This is a genomic window from Pseudomonas sp. KBW05, assembly GCF_003852405.1.
Lineage (GTDB): Bacteria > Pseudomonadota > Gammaproteobacteria > Pseudomonadales > Pseudomonadaceae > Aquipseudomonas.
Genome location: NZ_QAJM01000007.1, coordinates 296,517 through 315,745 on the forward strand (window position 1 = coordinate 296,517; position 19,229 = coordinate 315,745).

At 60.8% G+C, this 19,229-nt stretch carries 15 protein-coding genes; 11 read left to right on the forward strand and 4 right to left on the reverse strand.

Annotated elements, in window-relative coordinates:
• The first annotated feature begins 132 nt into the window (after positions 1 to 132).
• The 7 genes from DBR46_RS07055 (at position 133) to DBR46_RS07085 (ending at position 10,121) form a co-directional block, all read left to right on the forward strand.
• Entirely contained in the window at positions 133 to 1,047 is a 915-nt protein-coding gene (locus DBR46_RS07055) for an NAD synthetase (RefSeq protein ID WP_124525564.1), read from the forward strand.
• Entirely contained in the window at positions 1,044 to 1,523 is a 480-nt protein-coding gene (locus tag DBR46_RS07060; RefSeq protein ID WP_124525565.1) for a hypothetical protein, read from the forward strand. The genes DBR46_RS07055 and DBR46_RS07060 overlap by 4 nt, the downstream gene beginning before the upstream one ends.
• 198 nt (positions 1,524 to 1,721) lie before the next feature.
• A complete protein-coding gene (locus DBR46_RS07065) occupies positions 1,722 to 2,627 on the forward strand; it encodes an NAD synthetase (RefSeq protein ID WP_124525566.1) in 906 nt (301 codons plus the stop codon).
• Positions 2,624 to 3,118, forward strand: a complete 495-nt coding sequence (locus DBR46_RS07070; RefSeq protein WP_124525567.1) for a hypothetical protein — start codon at positions 2,624 to 2,626, stop codon at positions 3,116 to 3,118. The genes DBR46_RS07065 and DBR46_RS07070 overlap by 4 nt, the downstream gene beginning before the upstream one ends.
• Positions 3,119 to 3,284: 166 nt before the next feature.
• Positions 3,285 to 6,575 (forward strand): DUF2126 domain-containing protein, encoded by a 3,291-nt coding sequence (locus DBR46_RS07075; RefSeq protein ID WP_124525568.1) that lies wholly within the window; start codon positions 3,285 to 3,287, stop codon positions 6,573 to 6,575.
• 169 nt (positions 6,576 to 6,744) lie between these two features.
• Complete coding sequence (locus DBR46_RS07080; RefSeq protein ID WP_124525569.1) at positions 6,745 to 9,231, forward strand: circularly permuted type 2 ATP-grasp protein; 2,487 nt, start codon at positions 6,745 to 6,747, stop codon at positions 9,229 to 9,231.
• Complete coding sequence (locus DBR46_RS07085) at positions 9,231 to 10,121, forward strand: transglutaminase family protein (protein ID WP_124525570.1); 891 nt, start codon at positions 9,231 to 9,233, stop codon at positions 10,119 to 10,121. The genes DBR46_RS07080 and DBR46_RS07085 overlap by 1 nt, the downstream gene beginning before the upstream one ends.
• Before the next feature lie 34 nt (positions 10,122 to 10,155).
• Here the strand turns inward: DBR46_RS07085 and DBR46_RS07090 are convergent, their stop codons facing one another.
• Complete coding sequence (locus DBR46_RS07090; RefSeq protein WP_017734984.1) at positions 10,156 to 10,338, reverse strand: hypothetical protein; 183 nt, start codon at positions 10,336 to 10,338, stop codon at positions 10,156 to 10,158.
• A 333-nt stretch (positions 10,339 to 10,671) separates the two neighbouring features.
• Between DBR46_RS07090 and azu the strand changes: the two genes are divergently transcribed.
• Complete coding sequence (gene azu, locus DBR46_RS07095) at positions 10,672 to 11,118, forward strand: azurin (protein WP_124525571.1); 447 nt, start codon at positions 10,672 to 10,674, stop codon at positions 11,116 to 11,118.
• Positions 11,119 to 11,313: 195 nt separating this feature from the next.
• Here the strand turns inward: azu and nadE are convergent, their stop codons facing one another.
• From nadE to DBR46_RS07110, 3 genes are all read right to left on the reverse strand, one after another.
• Positions 11,314 to 12,141: an ammonia-dependent NAD(+) synthetase gene (gene nadE / locus DBR46_RS07100; RefSeq protein ID WP_124525572.1), complete on the reverse strand. Its 828-nt coding sequence runs from the start codon at positions 12,139 to 12,141 to the stop codon at positions 11,314 to 11,316.
• A 3-nt stretch (positions 12,142 to 12,144) separates the two neighbouring features.
• Positions 12,145 to 13,359 carry a nicotinate phosphoribosyltransferase gene (gene pncB / locus DBR46_RS07105; protein ID WP_017734987.1) on the reverse strand — a complete coding sequence of 405 codons (1,215 nt, stop codon included), beginning with the start codon at positions 13,357 to 13,359 and terminating at the stop codon, positions 12,145 to 12,147.
• Positions 13,360 to 13,594: 235 nt separating this feature from the next.
• Positions 13,595 to 14,485 carry a LysR family transcriptional regulator gene (locus DBR46_RS07110; protein WP_124525573.1) on the reverse strand — a complete coding sequence of 297 codons (891 nt, stop codon included), beginning with the start codon at positions 14,483 to 14,485 and terminating at the stop codon, positions 13,595 to 13,597.
• A gap of 155 nt (positions 14,486 to 14,640) precedes the next feature.
• On the opposite strand from DBR46_RS07110, the gene DBR46_RS07115 reads away from it, so the two are divergent.
• The 3 genes from DBR46_RS07115 (at position 14,641) to DBR46_RS07125 (ending at position 19,074) form a co-directional block, all read left to right on the forward strand.
• The gene (locus tag DBR46_RS07115; RefSeq protein WP_124525574.1) at positions 14,641 to 16,131 is read left to right on the forward strand and encodes an aldehyde dehydrogenase family protein; all 1,491 of its coding nucleotides are present in this window, start codon (positions 14,641 to 14,643) and stop codon (positions 16,129 to 16,131) included.
• A gap of 148 nt (positions 16,132 to 16,279) precedes the next feature.
• Entirely contained in the window at positions 16,280 to 17,563 is a 1,284-nt protein-coding gene (locus DBR46_RS07120) for an FAD-binding oxidoreductase (protein WP_124525575.1), read from the forward strand.
• A 374-nt stretch (positions 17,564 to 17,937) separates the two neighbouring features.
• Positions 17,938 to 19,074, forward strand: coding sequence for a branched-chain amino acid ABC transporter substrate-binding protein (locus DBR46_RS07125; protein WP_124525576.1), 1,137 nt, complete (start codon positions 17,938 to 17,940; stop codon positions 19,072 to 19,074).
• Positions 19,075 to 19,229 lie beyond the last annotated feature (155 nt).

The following is a 19,229-nucleotide window of genomic DNA, read 5'->3' on the forward strand; positions in this document are numbered from 1 at the left end:
TTCGGGACATGGCCTACAAGACGCTACACCGTGATCAAGAAGTGCCTGTCGGGATAAAGCGAAGCTTCTGACATTTTTAAGCGATGCCCAGTCTTTACCCTCTGCGCTCTTGTGAAAAACCGGAGTAAAGGGATGGCTTCCAGTGTGTTGAAAGACGGGTTCCCCAGTGCGCACCTGACGACGCGGCAGTGGGTGGAAAGCAGTATTGATCTGCGTAAATTGTTTGCCGCCATCGATGCTGATCCGGCGATTGTCGGTGCGGGCGTGGTGTACCTCGATGGGCAGTTGCGGGCGATTGTGTTGCGCGAGTTTCAGCCGATTTGCAGCGTTGTACCGAAGAAGGTGATTTTGCGGGAGGCGCCCAGTTATGTCGGGCGGGTGGAGTTTGCGCGGCGGTTGGCGAATGAGCCGCGAGAGGCGGATGTGACGTTTGAGGCTGTGAATGCGGGGTTTGCGTGTGCTTCGGCGGTGATTAGTTGGTTCGTGATACTAGGGGGCGCAGCGCTGAGTCCTTTCACCTTTGGGGCGACGGGTGTGGTTGCTGCAATTGGTTATTCGTCAGCGATAGCCAGTTCAGTTCAATGCGTGATCGGTGCTCGTCGGACTTACAACGAAATGACTGACCCTGCTCGGAATGACGCTCTGGATAGTGAGCAGTGGTATCAGGCCGTAACGGCCGGATTGGATGCCGCATCGTTATTAGGTGCTGGTAACGCGGCGATGTCGACGGTTCGATTTGTCAGCATGCTCAAAAAGACAACGGGGAGAAACACGCATCAGGTACTCAAAGGGCTGAACCGACAGGAGCGCTCAAAGCTCACCAGGGAGTTGCTGAGTATCAACCATCCAGAAATCAGCCGGAAAATGATCAGGCTTAGACAAGCGGCTGGAGAGCTACCCAAGCGCTACACCGTGGCCGAAATAAAGCGTGGGACCATCGTGCAGGTGGTTGATGCCCTTGGCGCTATATCAAGCATCACTGGCAGTGTGCGGTCCGGAAACATGCGGACTATTGCGGTAGGACTCTACGAGGAAGCATCAGAATGAGATTTCTCGTGTCACTTCGCCCTTTTCTGGTTCGTAATTTTCCCGTGTTTATCGGCGTGATTTTTTCGGGTCTCTTCGGTGGTGCTGCCGCTGTCGTGCTGGTTGAAAACTATTACTTACCCTCCTTATCGAATTCGGCGGCTGAAGCTGCTGCTGTGGTGCTGGCCTGTTTTATCACGCATTGCAATTTCATGATTGCCTATGGGCGACCGAAGTGGGCCTGGGGCATGTACGCTCTGTTCGTTGTCTGTTTACTGATTGCTTTGCCCGCTTTTCAGTTTTCGCCACATCCATTTGTTTACGCCAGTAGTTTGTTTTGGCCGGTCTTTGGCCTTCTCCTGCTCCACAGCAAACGCCATCGAGAAATGCGCGCCAAGGCCGTAGAGCTGCGCCATATGCGCCGCAACGTCACGGTGGCCATCGAGAAACGGCGCAAACACGAGCGCGCAATAATCCGAATAAAGAAATCGAGGTGATTCACCCCCATTGTCGCTCCCTGTTCTGGTGTCCGCCGGTAGTGGCGCGGGGCGTACTTTTTCCTATTCGGGACATGGCCTACAAGACGCTACACCGTGATCAAGAAGTGCCTGTCGGGATAAAGCGAAGCTTCTGACATTTTTAAGCGATGCCCAGTCTTTACCCTCTGCGCTCTTGTGAAAAACCGGAGTAAAGGGATGGCTTCCAGTGTGTTGAAAGACGGGTTCCCCAGTGCGCACCTGACGACGCGGCAGTGGGTGGAAAGCAGTATTGATCTGCGTAAATTGTTTGCCGCCATCGATGCTGATCCGGCGATTGTCGGTGCGGGCGTGGTGTACCTCGATGGGCAGTTGCGGGCGATTGTGTTGCGCGAGTTTCAGCCGATTTGCAGCGTTGTACCGAAGAAGGTGATTTTGCGGGAGGCGCCCAGTTATGTCGGGCGGGTGGAGTTTGCACGGCGGTTGGCGAATGAGTCGCGTGAGTCGCAGGTGGCGTTTGAGGCGGTGAATGCAGGTTTTGCGTGTACGTCGGCGCTGATTAGTTGGTTATTGATCGCGGGTGGTTCTGTGCTGAGTCCGTTTACTTTTGGGGCTACTGGCGTAGCGGCGGCGATCAGCGTTGTGGGAGCGTCGGCCAGCAGTATTCAATGTTGGATGGGCATTCGTCGTACTGAAAATGAAAGGGATGACCCAGCACTCAACGACGCTTTGGATAGCGATCCGTGGTATCAGGCCGTAACGGCCGGCTTGGATGCGGCTTCGTTATTGGGGGCTGGTAATTCCGCGATGTCGACGATTCGATTCGTCAGCATGCTTAAAAAGGCAACGGGGAAAAACACGCAGCAGGTACTCAAAGGGCTGAATCGTCAGGAGCGGGTAAAGCTCACCAAGGAGCTACTGAGCATCAACCATCCGCAAATGAGCCGGAGAATGATCAAGTTGAAGCAAATAGCAGGCGAGATGCCAAAGCGCTATACCTCGGCACATATCAAGCGAGGGACTTTCATGCAGATGCTTGATGCCCTTGGCGGCGCATCGAGTGTTGCTGGCAGCATACGTTCTGGAATCATTGCGGTTGGGCTGCATGAGGAAACCTCAGAATGAGACTTATCGAAAGGAAATCACTCATACCGCGAGGCCCTTTTCTAATTCGGTATTTCCCCGTATTCATTGGCGTGATTTTTTCGGGCATCTACAGCAGTGCTGTCGTCGTGGTGATGGTGGAGAACTATTTTTTGCCGTCGCTATCGAACGCTGCTGCTGAACGTGTCGGCGTGGTGCTAGCCCTCTTCATCACACTCTGCAATGTCATGATTGCCTATGGATTTCCAAGGGGCGCCTGGGGCATGTATAGCCTTTTCATCACTTGCCTATTGGTTGCTGCGCCAGGTTTTATTTTTTTGCCGATCCCAGTCTTTTATGTAGATTGCATTTTTTCCTCGGTACTTGGCCTACTGCTACTAAGCAGCAAACGCCACCAGGAAATGCGTGCCAAGTACGTAGAACTTCGCCATATGCGCCGCCAGATCGGGGTGGCCATCGAGAAGCGGCGTAAACACGAACGCGCAATCATCAGAATAAAGAAACCAAGGTAATCCCCCACGCCCGCCACAAATATGTGCAACTGTTGCACCAAGGCACCAACGTTGGCGCCGTTTTGGTGCTGTACTGCATCGGGTCCTATGACAAAGCGCAATGACTGCCGCGCTGGCATAAGTCTTGCGCGCGTCAACCCCATGCCCTGGCTCGCAGGAGGCCGCCGTGTCGATTCATGTCGCGTTGCACCACGTTACGCATTACCGCTACGACCGCGCTGTCGAACTCGGCCCGCAGATCGTGCGTTTGCGCCCGGCGGCCCACAGCCGTACGCGGATTTTGTCCTACGCGCTGAAAGTGCTGCCCGAGCAGCATTTCATCAATTGGCAGCAAGACCCCCAGGGCAATTACCTGGCGCGCCTGGTGTTCCCGGAAAAGACTGACGAGCTGCGTATCGAAGTCGATCTGGTCGCCGAGATGGCGGTGTTCAATCCGTTCGACTTTTTCCTCGAACCCTACGCCGAAAAAATCCCTTTCAGCTACGCCGCCGATGAGCAGCGTGAGCTGGCGCCGTACCTGGAAACCTTGCCGCTGACGCCGAAATTCGCCGCCTACCTGGCCGGTATCGACCGCACGCCATTGCCGGCGGTGGACTTCCTGGTGGGCCTCAACCAGCGCCTGGCCGCTGATATCGGCTACCTGATCCGCATGGAGCCGGGCGTGCAAACGCCGGAGTTCACCCTGGAAAACGCCTCCGGCTCGTGCCGCGATTCGGCATGGTTGCTGGTGCAGATCCTACGCAACCTGGGGTTGGCGGCGCGGTTTGTGTCCGGCTATCTGATCCAGCTCACCGCCGACGTCAAGGCCCTCGACGGTCCGTCCGGTACTGAAGTGGACTTCACCGACCTGCACGCCTGGTGCGAAGTGTATTTGCCCGGCGCCGGCTGGATCGGCCTGGATGCCACCTCCGGCTTGTTTGCCGGTGAAGGCCATATCCCGTTGGCCTGTAGTCCCGATCCATCGTCTGCGGCGCCGATCAGTGGCTTGGTGGAACCGTGTGAGTGCGAATTCACCCACGAAATGTCCGTTGAGCGGATTTGGGAAGCGCCGCGCGTCACCAAGCCCTACACCGAAGAGCAATGGCTGGCGATCCAGGCCCTGGGCCGGCAGATCGATGGCGACCTGCTCAAGGACGATGTACGCCTGACCATGGGCGGCGAGCCGACCTTCGTCTCCATCGACGACCCCGACGGCGCCGAATGGAACACCGCCGCCCTGGGCCCGGACAAGCGCCGCCTGTCTGCCGAGTTGTTCCAGCGCATGCGCAAGCACTACGCGCCCAAGGGCCTGGTGCACTTTGGCCAGGGCAAGTGGTACCCCGGCGAGCAACTGCCGCGTTGGTCGCTGAACTGCTACTGGCGCCGCGACGGCGTGCCGATCTGGCACAACAGCGCGCTGATTGCCGATGAGCAAGAAGACTACGGCGCGAACGGCGCCATGGCCGGGCGTTTCCTCGCCAGCGTCGCCGAACGCCTGAAACTGCCGACACGCTTTGTCTTCCCGGCCTTTGAAGACAACTTCTACTACCTGTGGCGCGAAGGCGCGCTGCCGCAAAACGTCACGGCCCAGGACCCGCGGCTGAGTGACGACCTGGAGCGTGAACGCCTGCGCAAGGTGTTCAGCCAAGGGCTGGATAAAGTCATCGGCCAAGTGCTGCCGCTGGCGCGCACGGCGGCCAACGACCGCTGGCAGAGCGGGCGCTGGTACCTGCGCGATAGCCACTGTCGCCTGGTGCCGGGGGATTCGCCGTTGGGCTATCGCCTGCCATTGGCGTCGCAGCCCTGGGTGACGGCGGCGGAGTATCCGTTTGTGCATCCGACGGACCCTAACCAGGATCAGCCGGCGCTGCCCACCACCGCTCAGTTGAATAGCCACGGCGAACCTGCGCCGAGCGATGAGCGTACGCCCCGCGTGGACGAATCCGCCGACTGGCTGACCCGCACCGCGTTGTGCGCCGAAGCGCGGGAAGGCCGCCTCTACCTGTTCATGCCGCCGCTGGAGCGTGTCGAGGATTACCTGGAACTGGTCGCTGCCATCGAGGCCACCGCCGAAGAGTTGCATTGCCCGGTGCTGCTGGAGGGCTACGAGCCGCCGGCCGATACCCGGCTGAGCAACTTCCGCGTGACGCCGGACCCGGGTGTGATCGAGGTCAACGTGCAGCCGTCCGCCAGTTGGGACGAGTTAGTGGAACGCACCGAATTTCTCTACGAAGAGGCGCGGCAAACCCGCCTGACCACGGAGAAATTCATGATCGACGGGCGCCACACCGGCACCGGCGGCGGCAACCATTTTGTCCTCGGCGGCGCGACGCCCAAGGACTCACCGTTCCTGCGCCGGCCTGATCTGCTGCGCAGCCTGATCAGCTATTGGCATAACCATCCGTCCTTGTCCTACCTGTTTTCCGGGCTGTTTATCGGCCCGACATCCCAGGCCCCGCGCGTGGATGAAGCGCGTAACGACGCCTTGTACGAGCTGGAAATCGCCTTCGCGCAAATGCCCGAGCCGGGCGAAGAATGCCCGCCGTGGTTGGTGGACCGCCTGCTGCGCAACCTGTTGATCGACGTGACCGGCAACACCCACCGCGCCGAATTCTGCATCGACAAGCTCTACTCGCCGGACGGCGCCACCGGTCGCCTGGGCCTGCTGGAACTGCGCGCGTTTGAAATGCCGCCCCATGCGCGCATGAGTCTGACCCAACAGCTGCTGTTGCGCGCCCTGGTCGCCCGTTTTTGGCGTGAACCCTATGCGCCGCCGAAGTTGGCGCGCTGGGGCACCGAACTGCACGACCGCTTCCTGTTGCCGCACTTTATCGAGCAGGACTTTGCCGATGTGATCGTCGAACTCAATGCCGCCGGCTACCCGCTGCGCGCCGAATGGTTTGCCGCGCACCTGGAGTTTCGCTTTCCCAAGGTCGGCGACTACGCCGTCAGCGGCATCGAACTGGAGCTGCGCCAGGCCCTCGAACCCTGGCACGTCCTGGGCGAGGAAGGCGCGGTGGGCGGCACGGTGCGCTATGTGGATTCGTCCCTGGAGCGCCTGCAAGTCAAGTTGACCGGCCTGCCGCCGCAACGCTACCTGCTGACCTGCAACGGCATCCCGCTGCCACTGCAAGCCACCGGCCGCGTCGGCGAATTTGTCGCTGGCGTGCGTTACCGCGCCTGGCAACCGGCCAACTGCCTGCAACCGACCATCCCGGTGCACGCGCCATTGGTGTTTGATTTGCTGGATACCTGGATGCAGCGTTCGCTGGGCGGTTGCCAGTACCACGTGGCGCATCCGGGCGGGCGCAATTACGACAGCTTGCCGGTGAATGCCAATGAGGCGGAGAGCCGGCGGATGGCGCGGTTTTTCCGGTTGGGGCATAGCCCTGGAAAGCTTCCGGTGCCAACGGTCGTCATCAACGACGAACTGCCAATGACTCTGGATCTACGACGTTTCCCCAATAAAAATGACTGAATGCGGTTAAAAATGTGGGAGCGGGCTTGCTCGCGAAAGCGGTGTATCAGCCGATACATGTATTGACTGACCCGCCGCATTCGCGAGCAAGCCCGCTCCCACACAAGCCCGCTCCCACATTAGACTGTGGTGACTTTGACACCGCCCCCTTGCCTCTGCCGAGCGTTCCATGTCCAACTTGCTCGACCGCTACCCGCTGACTGCGGGCACTTATCACGAACTGCTAGACGGCAGTGGCGCGGTGCGTGCCCATTGGCAGCGCCTGCTCGACCACCTGCAACGCAGCACCCCCGCGCAACTGGCCCAGCGCCAGGCGCTGCTGACCCGGCAGATCCAGGAAAACGGCGTGACCTACAACGTCTACGCCGACCCCAAGGGCGCCGATCGCCCGTGGGAGTTGGACCTGCTGCCCCACGTGCTGGCCGCCGAAGAGTGGCAGCACCTGTCGGCCGGGATCGCCCAGCGCGCGCGCCTGCTCAATGCGGTGCTGGCCGACTTGTACGGCCCGCAACGCTTGATCAGGGAAGGTCTGCTGCCGGCCGAGCTGGTGTTTGGGCACAACAACTTCCTGTGGCCATGCCAAGGCATCCAGCCGCCGGACGGTGCTTTTTTGCACCTGTACGCCGTGGACCTGGCGCGCACGCCGGACGGTCGCTGGTGGGTCACGGCTGACCGTACCCAGGCACCGTCCGGCGCCGGTTATGCGCTGGAAAACCGCACCATCGTGTCCCGCGCCTTCCCGGATCTTTACCGCGACTTGCAGGTGCAGCACCTCACCGGCTTCTTCCGCACCTTGCAGGAAACCCTCGCGCGCCAGGCACCGGGTGATGACCAGCCGCCGCTGATCGTGCTGCTCACGCCGGGGCGTTTCAACGAAAGCTATTTCGAACACCTCTACCTCGCGCGCCAGCTCGGCTACCCGCTGGTGGAAGGCGGCGACCTCACCGTGCGCGACAGCACGGTATTCCTCAAGACCCTCAGTGGCCTGCGCCGGGTGCACGCGATCATGCGGCGCCTCGACGATGATTTCTGCGACCCGCTGGAACTGCGCACCGACTCGGCCCTCGGCGTACCCGGCCTGCTCGATGCCGTGCGCCAAGGCAACGTGCTGGTGGCCAATGCCTTGGGCAGCGGCGTGCTGGAGTCACCGGGGCTGCTCGGCTTCTTGCCGAAGATCAACGAGTTCCTGTTCGGCGAGGAACTGATCCTGCCGTCCATCGCCACCTGGTGGTGCGGTGAAGCGCCAGTGCTCGCCGAAGCGCTGGAGAAATTGCCCGAGCTGCTGATCAAGCCGGCGTTTCCGTCGCAGAGTTTTACGCCGGTGTTCGGTCGTGACCTCGACGACCAGCAACGCCAGGCCCTCGCCGAACGCATGCGCGCGCGGCCTTACGCCTATGTCGCCCAGGAACTGGCGCAACTGTCCCAGGCGCCGGTGTGGCACACCGTGGATGACCACCTGCAACACCGCGCCATCGGCATGCGCGTCTACGCTGTGGCCAGCGATGACGGCTACCGCGTGCTGCCCGGCGGCCTGACCCGTGTGGCGGCCGAAGCCGATGCCGAAGTGGTATCGATGCAACGCGGTGGCGCGAGCAAGGACACCTGGGTGCTCGGCGAACGCGCGCCCGGCGGCGAACAGTGGCGCGCGCAACGCACCATCGGCGCCCATGACCTGGTGCGCCGCGACCCGTATCTGCCGTCCCGCGTGGTGGAAAACCTGTTCTGGTTTGGCCGCTACTGCGAGCGCTGTGATGACAGCGCGCGCTGGCTGCGCATCGTGCTGGCGCGTTATGTGGACGGCGACGATCCCCAGGCTTTGCAAGCGGCGGTCGAGCTGGGTGAAAGCCTGCGCTTGTTGCCGGAGGAGGGCGAGCTGCCCGAGCGCCTGCTGGGGGCCATGCTCGGTGACGACTGGCCGTCGAGCCTGCGCGCCAACCTGCAACGCTTGCAGTGGGCGGCGTCCCAGGTGCGTGGCAAGTTGTCCCGGGAGAACTGGCAGGCGCTGGTTGAGCTGCAACGCGAAGCCGTGGAGCTGGAAAGCGAAGCACCGGACTTTGGCGAGTTGCTGGACTTTCTCAACCGTCTGGTGATGTCGCTCGCGGCGCTGTCCGGGTTTGCCCTGGACGACATGACCCGCGACGAAGGCTGGCGCTTTTTGATGATGGGCCGGCGCATCGAGCGGCTGCAATTTCTCAGCAGCAGCCTCGCCGCATTCCTGCGTGGCGTGGCGGTGTTCGATCAGGCCGGGCTGGAGTGGTTGCTTGAACTGGGCAACAGCAGCATCACCTATCGTTCGCGCTACCTGGCGGTGCCGCAGCTGATCCCGGTGCTCGATTTGCTGCTACTGGACGAGCAGAACCCTCACGCGGTGCTGTTCCAGTTGAAACTGGTGAGCCGCACCCTGCGCCGCTTGAATGATGATTTTGGCGTGCCCCGGGAAACCGGCCTTGGCCCGCTGGTGGAGCGCCTCGCGCATTTCGACCTCGGTTGCCTGGAGAATTCGTTGTTTGGCGACTCCAGTGTGCGCGCCGCCTTGGACGGCCTGGCCGACCTGCTGCAAGCGGTGGCCGATGAGAGCGGGCAAGTGTCGGATCGCCTGGCGTTACGCCATTTTGCCCACGTAGATGATGTCAGTCAGCAAACGGTGTCGTTGTGATGAGTGCGCGCTACCAGATTTTCCACGATACCCATTACCACTACGACAGCCCGGTGTCCCTGGCCCAGCAGTTGGCGCACCTGTGGCCACGGCCGTGCGCCTGGCAGCGTTGCAGCGCGCAGCAGTTGGATATCAGCCCCGAGCCGACGTCGCGGCGCGATGAGCTGGATGTGTTTGGCAACCCGATCACGCGGCTGGCGTTTGAACGGCCCCATGATGAGCTGTTGGTGAACGCCGGGCTGACCGTGGAAGTGCTGGCGCGGCCGGTGCCGGATTTCCAGCAGTCGCCGGCCTGGGACCAGACCCGTGACAGCCTGACCTACAGCAACCGGCCGCTGTCCGTGGAGCTGATCGAGGCGATCCGTTATCGCTTCGAATCGCCCTACGTGCACCTGAAGAAAAATTTCGTCGAGTTCTCCGAAAGCTGCTTCCCGCCGGCGCGCCCGTTATTGCTCGGCGTACAGGCGCTGATGCAGAAGATTTTCAGCGAGTTCACCTTCGATGCCGAAGCCACCCAGGTCGCCACGCCGCTGGTGGAAGTGCTGGAGCGCCGCCGTGGCGTGTGCCAGGACTTCGCCCACCTGATGCTCGCCTGCCTGCGCTCGCGGGGCTTGGCGGCGCGTTACATCAGCGGCTACCTGCTGACCCAGCCACCGCCCGGCCAGCCACGGCTGATCGGCGCCGATGCGTCCCATGCGTGGGTTTCGGTGTATTGCCCGGTGTCGGGCTGGGTGGATTTTGATCCGACCAACAATGTGCAGCCGGCACTGGAGCACATCACCCTGGCCTGGGGCCGGGATTTCTCCGATGTGTCGCCGTTGCGGGGGGTGATTCTGGGGGGAGGCAGCCATGACCCGGAAGTGCGGGTGACGGTGATGCCTTTAGAGTAGGGAGCGTTCCCACGCTCTGCGTGGGAACGATCAATTATTCAGCCGGATCTTTCGGTGTTTCAGTCTCGTCAGCTGCCACGTCGCCTTCTGCTTCCGGGTTCAGTGCACCCGCTTCTTCATCCGCAGCGGCTTTCTTGCGTTGCAGTTTTTCCTCTTTCTTCTGCTCCTTGGCCAAGTCTCTCTGACGTTTGGCGAAGGAGTAATTAGGTTTGGCCATGGGCGATCCTCTAGGGTCGAAGGTGAGGGTGGGCGGCGCGCAGCTGCCTTGGGTGGCTATGGTAGCAGCTTAGCAGCGCGCTTGGCCCTCACTTACCGCAGGCGTACGCGGCCAGCAGGCCGTTGATCAGTTGGTTGAGGTGCATGGCTCGGACTCCGGTGGGGGGTAGGCCGATCATAGAAAGGTCGTACGACTTTGGCTGTTAGATTGTGTTGATAAGTCTGATAGCCTAAAGTTGTATACAATCTGTTGATTCAGATCATAAGAATTTTTGCCTGCTTGAGGCACCCTTGCCGCAATCCGCGTTTTCTAAACCCTGCCTTGGAGATTCACATGTTCGCCAAACTCGTTGCTGTTTCCCTGCTGACTCTGGCTAGCGGCCAGTTGCTTGCTGCAGAGTGCAAGGTCACTGTCGACTCCACTGACCAAATGTCCTTCAACACCAAAGCCATTGAAATCGACAAGAGCTGCAAGACCTTCACCGTCGAGCTGACGCACTCCGGCAACCTGCCGAAAAACGTCATGGGCCACAACTGGGTACTGACCAGCGCCGCTGACATGCAGCCGGTTGCCACCGACGGCATGGCTGCCGGTATCGACAAGAACTACCTGAAAGAAGGCGACGCACGCATCATCGCCCACACCAAGATCATCGGTGCTGGCGAGAAAGATTCGGTGACCTTCGATGTGGCGAAACTGGCTGCCGGCACCGACTACATGTTCTTCTGCTCGTTCCCGGGCCATGTGTCGATGATGAAAGGCACTGTGACCTTGAAGTAAGCCGATCCTGGTCGAAAAAAAGCGCCTGTTCAGGCGCTTTTTTTGTGGGTGGTCAGTTGAACCGAGTCATCGTTCTTCGCAGGCAAGCCAGCTCCCACAGTTGACCGCATTCCCATGTTGTAACTCGGTCAACTGTGGGAGCTGGCTTGCCTGCGAAAGCGGTCTAACCGTTAACACTCATCTATCTGACACACCTCACGGCGCAAACGGCATGACCCGTTTGTGCTCGGTCTTGCGATACGTCTCGCAGATAATCCGGAACGCTTCCTCACGCACCGCTTCACCGTGCAGGAACGCATCGATCTCGGCATAGGTCACGCCATGTGACGCTTCGTCCGGTTTGCCCGGCGACAAGTCTTCCAGGTCCGCCGTCGGCACTTTCTCCACCAACGATTCCGGCGCGCCGAAGTGCCGTGCAATCGCCCGCACCTGGTTTTTCACCAGCCCGCTCAACGGCGCCAGGTCGCACGCGCCATCACCGAACTTGGTGAAAAAGCCCATCACCGCTTCCGCTGCATGGTCTGTACCGATCACCAAACCGCTGGCCGCGCCGGCGATGGTGTACTGCGCCACCATGCGCATGCGCGCCTTGGTGTTGCCCAGCACGAAATCACGGGACACCGCGGCCTTGCCTTCAAACGCCGCCACTTCATGGGCCAGGGCTTTTACTGCCGGGCCGATGTTGACGGTGTGGCGCTCGTCGGGCTCGATAAAGTCTACCGAGGCCGTGGCATCGATTTCGTCGAACTGGGTTTCGTAGGGCAGGCGCACCGCGATAAAGCGGTAGGCCGCATCACCGCTGTTTTCCCGCAGCTCTTTTACCGCGCGCTGGGCCAACAGGCCAGCGGTCAGGGAGTCGACACCGCCGCTGATGCCCAGCACCAACGTCTTGAGCCCGGAATTGCGCAGGCAATCCTGGATAAACGCCACGCGGCGGGCAACCTCGGCCTCAAGGGCGGCCTGGTCGGCGAACGGCGCTTGGACCTTGAGTTTTTCAGCTATCTCACGCTGTACGGCTTGCATGATTCACTCCTTGCTAGAGATGGCAGGTACTTTGAACACATGACGCAAATAGGCGACGAAATTCGGATCGGTGCAGTGGGTCTTGCCCGCTTCATCGGAGATCTTCGCCACGGGCTGGCCATTGCAGGCGGTCATTTTAAGCACGATGCTCATGGGTTCAACACCTGGAATATCGCAGGTCAGGTTGGTGCCGATGCCAAAGCTCACGTTGATTCGCCCGCGCAGCGCACGGAAGATTTCCAGGGCCTTGGGCAGCGACAGGCTGTCGGAGAACACCAGGGTCTTGCTCATGGGCTCGATGCCGAGCTTGTGGTAGTGGGCAATGGCTTTTTCGGCCCATTGCACCGGGTCGCCGGAGTCGTGGCGCAGGCCGTCGAACAGCTTGGCGAAGTACAGGTCGAAATCGCCGAGGAACGCATCGGTGGTGATGCAATCGGTCAGGGCGATGCCCAGCAGGCCACGGTATTCGCGGACCCAGCAATCAAGGGCGGCGATCTGGCTGTCGATCAGGCGCGGGCCGAGTTGCTGGTGGGCCATGATCCATTCGTGGGCCATGGTGCCCAAGGGTTTCATGTCCAACTCGCGGGCCAGGTGCACGTTGCTGGTGCCGACGAAGCGGCCGGGGAAGTCATGCTTGAGGACGCTGACCACTTCTTCCTGCACGCGGTATGAGAAGCGTCGACGCGTGCCGAAGTCCGCCACTTGCAGCTCCGACAATTCCTCGCTGCTGGCATTCGCCGTCAGCCAATCGAACTTGCGGTACAGCTGCTCACGGGCCTGTTCCAGGATCACGGTCTGGTAGCGGTAGCGGTTACGCACTTCGCTGACGATGGCCAGCATCGGCACTTCAAACAGGATCACATGCAGCCACGGCCCGCGCAGGCGGATGAACAGCTCGCCGTTTTCGATACCGGTCTGCACATACCGCAGGTTGAAGCGGAATAGCCCGAGGAAGCGCAAAAAATCCGGCTTCATAAAGCTGATGCGTTCCAGGAAGCCCAATTGGTCCGGGCTCAGGCTCAACTCGGCGAGGCGTTCGATCTGGTAGCGGATTTCCGCCAGGTACGGGCGCAGGTCTTCACTGTTACGGCAACGAAACTCCCATTCAACTTCCACGTTCGGGTAGTTGTGCAGCACCGCCTGCATCATGGTCAGCTTGTAGAAGTCGGTGTCGAGCAGGTTCTGCACGATGCGATCGGCAAACACACTCTCGCTCATAACGGGAATCTCCAGACGGGTCGGCGATGGGCGCCGGCCTTTACGCACAATTAAGGAAGGGGGCTAGTGGCGCATAGACCTGTGGGGTTTTGCCAGTGATTTTTTATTTTGGGATTGTTGTTGTGGCCACTGCCGTCTTCGCGAGCAAGCCCGCTCCCACATTCAACCGCTTTCCAACATGAGAATGCGGTCAAATGTGGGAGCGGGCTTGCTCGCGAAGGCGATACTCCAGGCACTAAATAACCTGCTCCATCATCCACTTCACAAACTCCCTGACCTTCGGCACCTCCGCCGAATGCTCCGGGTACGCCAGGTAATACGCATCCTGGCTCGGCATCGCATGTTGCCAAGGAATCACCAGCTTGCCGTCCGCCAGTTCCTCTTCCACCAGAAACCTTGGCAACAACGCCACGCCACAGCCCACTTGCGCCGCACGGATGCACATATAGAAGGTGTCGAAACGCGGCCCGTGGTAGCTGTGCTCGGTCTGCAAACCCTGGCTGGCGAACCAGTCGTGCCAGCCTTGCGGGCGCGAGGCATTTTGCAGCAGCACCAGTTCGCTCAGTTGCGTGGGGTCCGTGAAGGGCTGTGCGGGCAGGCTCTCCGGTGCACACACCGGTACAAGCTCTTCGCTGAACAGCTTCAAGCTCTCGGTGCCGGGGCGTGCGCCCTGGCCGAAGTAGAAGGCCATGTCGGCCTTGCCTTGTAGCAATTCATCGGGTTCCTGCTCGTTGCACAGGTCCAGGTGGATGTGCGGGTGGCGCAAGCGCCAGCCCTTGAGGCGCGGTACCAGCCAGCGGGCGCCGAAGGTGTAGGGCGTGGAGACGCGCAGCACTTCGGTCTCGCCGCCGTAGGAACGCAGGTAGTGGGTGGACATCTCCACCTGTGTGAGGATTTTTCGCACTTCCACCAGGTACAAATCCCCGGCTGGGGTCATCTGCAAACGTCGGCGTACACGGCGAAACAACAGGTGTTGCAGCAGCTCTTCCAGCTGCGCCACTTGCTTGCTCACCGCGCTCTGGGTGAGGTTCAGCTCCTCGGCGGCGCGGGTGAAGCTCAGATGACGGGTAGCGGCTTCGAAACATTGCAGTGCGGTGATCGAGGGCAAATGTCTTTTGTTCAGCACGGTGTGCCTCTTTTTATGCTTTGCATGAATAAACGGAATGATATCTCGCCTAATCGTCGTTTGTTGGCAAGTCTTGGGCCAGCTACAAATAAGCTCTGGATCGCCGTGCGGGCTGCGGCGCGAATTTTTAAGTTTGCAGATTGAAGGAGTGACCCATGGTTGCCGCATTGCTTGATCGTCTGGGGGTAAACCCGGCGCTGTACCAGTCGGGTAAACAGCCTGTGCATTCGCCGATTGATGGCAGCCGTATCGGCAGCGTGCACTGGGAAGGTGCCGCCGAGGTGGAGCAGCAGGTCAGTCGCGCCGAGCATGCGTTCGAGGCCTGGCGCAAAGTGCCAGCGCCGCGTCGTGGCGAACTGGTGCGCCAATTTGGCGATGTGCTGCGCGAATACAAGGCCGACCTCGGCGAGTTGGTGTCGTGGGAAGCCGGCAAGATCACCCAGGAAGGCCTGGGCGAAGTGCAGGAAATGATCGACATCTGCGACTTCGCTGTCGGCCTGTCCCGCCAGCTCTACGGCTTGACCATCGCCTCCGAGCGCCCTGGCCACCATATGCGTGAAACCTGGCACCCGCTGGGCGTGGTCGGCGTGATCAGCGCCTTCAACTTCCCGGTCGCCGTATGGGCCTGGAACACCGCCCTGGCCCTGGTATGCGGCAACGCGGTGATCTGGAAACCGTCGGAAAAGACCCCGCTCACCGCCCTGGCCTGCCAGGCGCTGTTCGAGCGCGTGGTGAAGAACTTCAACGATGCTCCGCCGTACTTGAGCCAAGTGATCATCGGCGGCCGCGACGCCGGCGCTGCGCTGGTGGATGACCCGCGTGTCGCCCTGATCAGCGCCACCGGCAGCACGCGCATGGGCCGCGAAGTGGCGCCGAAAGTCGCCGCGCGTTTTGCCCGCAGCATCCTGGAACTGGGCGGCAACAACGCGATGATCCTCGGCCCCAGCGCCGATCTGGACATGGCCGTGCGCGCTATCCTGTTCAGCGCCGTCGGCACCGCCGGCCAGCGCTGCACCACCTTGCGCCGGCTGATCGCCCACGAGTCGGTGAAGGAAGAAATCGTCACTCGCCTCAAGGCCGCCTATTCCAAGGTGCGCATCGGCCATCCGCTGGAAGGCAACCTGATCGGCCCGCTGATCGACAAACATGGCTTCGACAACATGCAGGACGCCCTGGAGCAAGCCTTGAGCGAAGGCGGCCGGGTGTTCGGCGGCAAGCGCCAGCTGGAAGATACGTTCCCGAATGCCTATTACGTGTCACCGGCCATCGTGGAAATGCCCGAACAGAGCGACGTGGTCTGCACCGAGACCTTCGCACCGATCCTCTACGTGGTCGGCTACACCGACTTCGCTGAAGCCCTGCGCCTGAACAACGCCGTGCCGCAAGGCTTGTCGTCGTGCATTTTTACTACTGATGTGCGTGAGGCCGAGCAGTTCATGTCGGCGGTGGGCAGTGACTGTGGTATCGCCAACGTCAATATCGGCCCGAGCGGGGCGGAGATTGGTGGCGCGTTTGGTGGCGAGAAAGAGACGGGCGGCGGGCGTGAGTCGGGTTCGGATGCGTGGCGTGGGTATATGCGTCGCCAGACCAATACCGTGAACTATTCGCTGGAATTGCCGCTGGCCCAGGGCATCACTTTCGACTAAAAAATGTGGGAGCGGGCTTGCTCGCGAATGCAGTGTGTCAGTCAACAGATTTACAACTGATCCACCGCATTCGCGAGCAAGCCCGCTCCCACATTTGATCGCATTAACAAATTGGAAGTGGTTTGTTGGGTCTCATCGGAGTCTGGCAATGGCATTACGCGAAACATGTTTATGGGAACACCTCACCCCCAGCCGGCCGGATCGTGCCGCGCTCAAGGGTGAGGTCAAGGTGGATGTGTGCGTGATCGGCGCCGGCATCACCGGTTTGTCGGCGGCCATTCACTTGCTGGAACAAGGCAAGAGCGTCGCCGTGCTGGAGGCCCATCGCACCGGTCACGGCGGTTCGGGGCGCAACGTCGGGCTGGTCAACGCTGGCCTGTGGATCCCGCCGGATGACATCGAAGCCGGTTTCGGCACCGAGGTCGGCAGCCAGCTCAATCGCATGCTGGGCGCGGCACCTTCGCTGGTGTTCAGCCTGATCGACAAATACCACATCGATTGCCAATTGCGCCGCGAAGGCACCCTGCACATGGCGCACAACGCCCGGGGCGAGGCGGATTTGCGTAGCCGGGAAGAACAATGGAAGCGCCGTGGCGCGCCGGTGGAATTGCTCACCGGCCAGGCCTGTGAGCAGGCCACCGGTACGCAGAAAATCGCCGCCGCCTTGCTCGATCGCCGCGCCGGCACCTTGAACCCGATGGCCTATACCAGTGGTTTGGCGAATGCCGCCGTCGGCCTCGGCGGGCAGCTGTTCGACCATTCCCCGGTCACCCAACTGGAACGCCAAGGTGCGCACTGGTCGGTGCAAACCGCACAGGGTTCGGTGCAGGCCGCTCAAGTGGTGATCGCCTCCAACGCCTACACGGAAGGCGAATGGACCGAACTGCGGCGCAACTTTTTCCCCGGCTACTACTACCAGGTCGCGTCAGCCCCGCTGACGGACGCCGCCGCCGCGCAGATCCTTCCCGGCGGCCAGGGTTCGTGGGACACGCGCCAGGTCCTGAGCAGTATCCGCCGTGATGCCGATGGCCGCCTGTTGCTCGGCAGCCTGGGCAATGGCAACCAGAAACCGGCGTGGTTCCTCAAGGCGTGGGCCGATCGGGTGCAGCAGCACTACTTCCCGTACCTCAAATCGGTGCAGTGGGAGTTCACCTGGACCGGCTGCATTGCCTTCACCCCCGACCACCTGATGCGCCTGTTCGAACCGGCGCCGGGCCTGGTGGCCGTGACGGGCTACAACGGTCGCGGCGTGACCACTGGCAGCGTGGTCGGCAAGGCGTTTGCCGACTATCTGTGTCACCAGAATCCCCAGGCGTTGCCGATTCCGTTCGCACCGATGCAGCCGTTGGCCGGGGTGGGCCTGCGCAGCTGTCTGTATGAGGCGGGATTCTCGCTGTATCACGCCGGGCAATGTCTGCGGATCGTGATCTGATCAGTGAAATACCGCTCAGAAGCCGGCATTTTCTTAGCAGGCTACTAATCTGTATTGGTGCAAGTCGTAGCAGTCACGCACTGTAAATGTGCAGTTCCGTTACGCCGTTTGTTACAGCTGTAGGAACTGTCGTTTATAGGCTTGGTTGCAGGTGTGACCTGCCAGGGTTGTACTTTTTCGGCGCGCAGGTTGCACCTATCGAGGTTGGAGGGTTGCACGTCCTGACGAACGGCGCCGAAACACCCGTAATAACAATGACACCGTGTCTTTTTGAAGAATAAAAACCTACTGGCACGCGCTTTGCTCAGGGCTTTCAGTGAAAAGTTTGAACGCAAGTTGTAGTGCCAAAAATCAAAAATATCGGAGCACCACTCATGTCCCAGACGTTTTACAAGAAAGGTTTCCTGGCCCTTGCCGTTGCAGCGGCGCTGGGTGTTTCTACGTTTGTTCAAGCTGATGTGAAAATTGGCGTGGCGGGCCCGATGACGGGTGCCAACGCGGCTTTCGGTGAGCAGTACATGAAGGGTGCCCAGGCGGCAGCCGATAAAATCAACAAGGAAGGCGGCATCAACGGCGAGCAGATCAAGCTGGTTGCCGGCGACGATGCCTGCGAACCCAAGCAGGCCGTGGCCGTGGCCAACCGCTTGGCGGACCAGGACAAGGTGATTGGCGTCGTCGGGCACTTCTGCTCGTCCAACACCATCCCGGCGTCCGAGGTTTATGACGAAGCGGGCATCATCGCAATCACCCCAGGCTCCACCAACCCACAGGTCACCGAGCGCGGCCTGGGCGCCATGTTCCGCATGTGCGGGCGTGACGACCAGCAAGGCATCGTGGCCGGCGACTACATCGTCGATGTGCTCAAGGGCAAGAAAGTCGCAGTCATCAACGACAAGGACACCTACGGCAAAGGCCTGGCCGACGCCACCGCTGCCCAGTTGACCAAGCGCGGCGTCAAGCCGGTGCTGGAAGAAGGCCTGACCCGCGGTGAAAAAGACTTCAGTGCGCTCGTCACCAAAATCCGCTCCCTGGGCGCCGACGTCGTGTACTTCGGCGGCCTGCACCCGGAAGCCGGTCCCCTGGTTCGCCAGATCCGTGAAGCCGGCTTGAAAGACGTCAAGTTCATGTCCGACGATGGCGTCGTGACCGACGAACTGGTGGCCACGGCTGGCGGCGCGCAATACGTCGACGGCGTCTACATGACCTTCGGCGCCGACCCACGCCTGCTGCCAGACAGCAAGGCCGTGGTGGAAGAGTTCCGCAAAAACGGCACTGAGCCTGAAGGCTACACCCTGTACGCCTACGCTTCGATCCAGGCCCTGGCTGCCGGCTTCAACGGCGCCAAGTCCAACAAGGGCGAAGATGCGGCCAAGTGGTTGAAAGCCAACCCTGTCCAGACGGTGATGGGCAAGAAGGAATGGGACGGCAAGGGCGACCTGAAAATCTCCGACTATGTGGTTTACCAGTGGGATAAAGACGGTAAATACCATCAGCTGGAAAAACAGAAATAAATACAAACACCGCGGACCCAATTTGGGAGCGGGCTTGCTCGCGAATGCGGCGTGTCAGTCTCTGAATGTGTTTCTGACACACCGCCTTCGCGAGCAAGCCCGCTCCCACAGGGGGACTGTGTCGTGATCGAGATCTGTCTTTTCCTCCAGAAGCG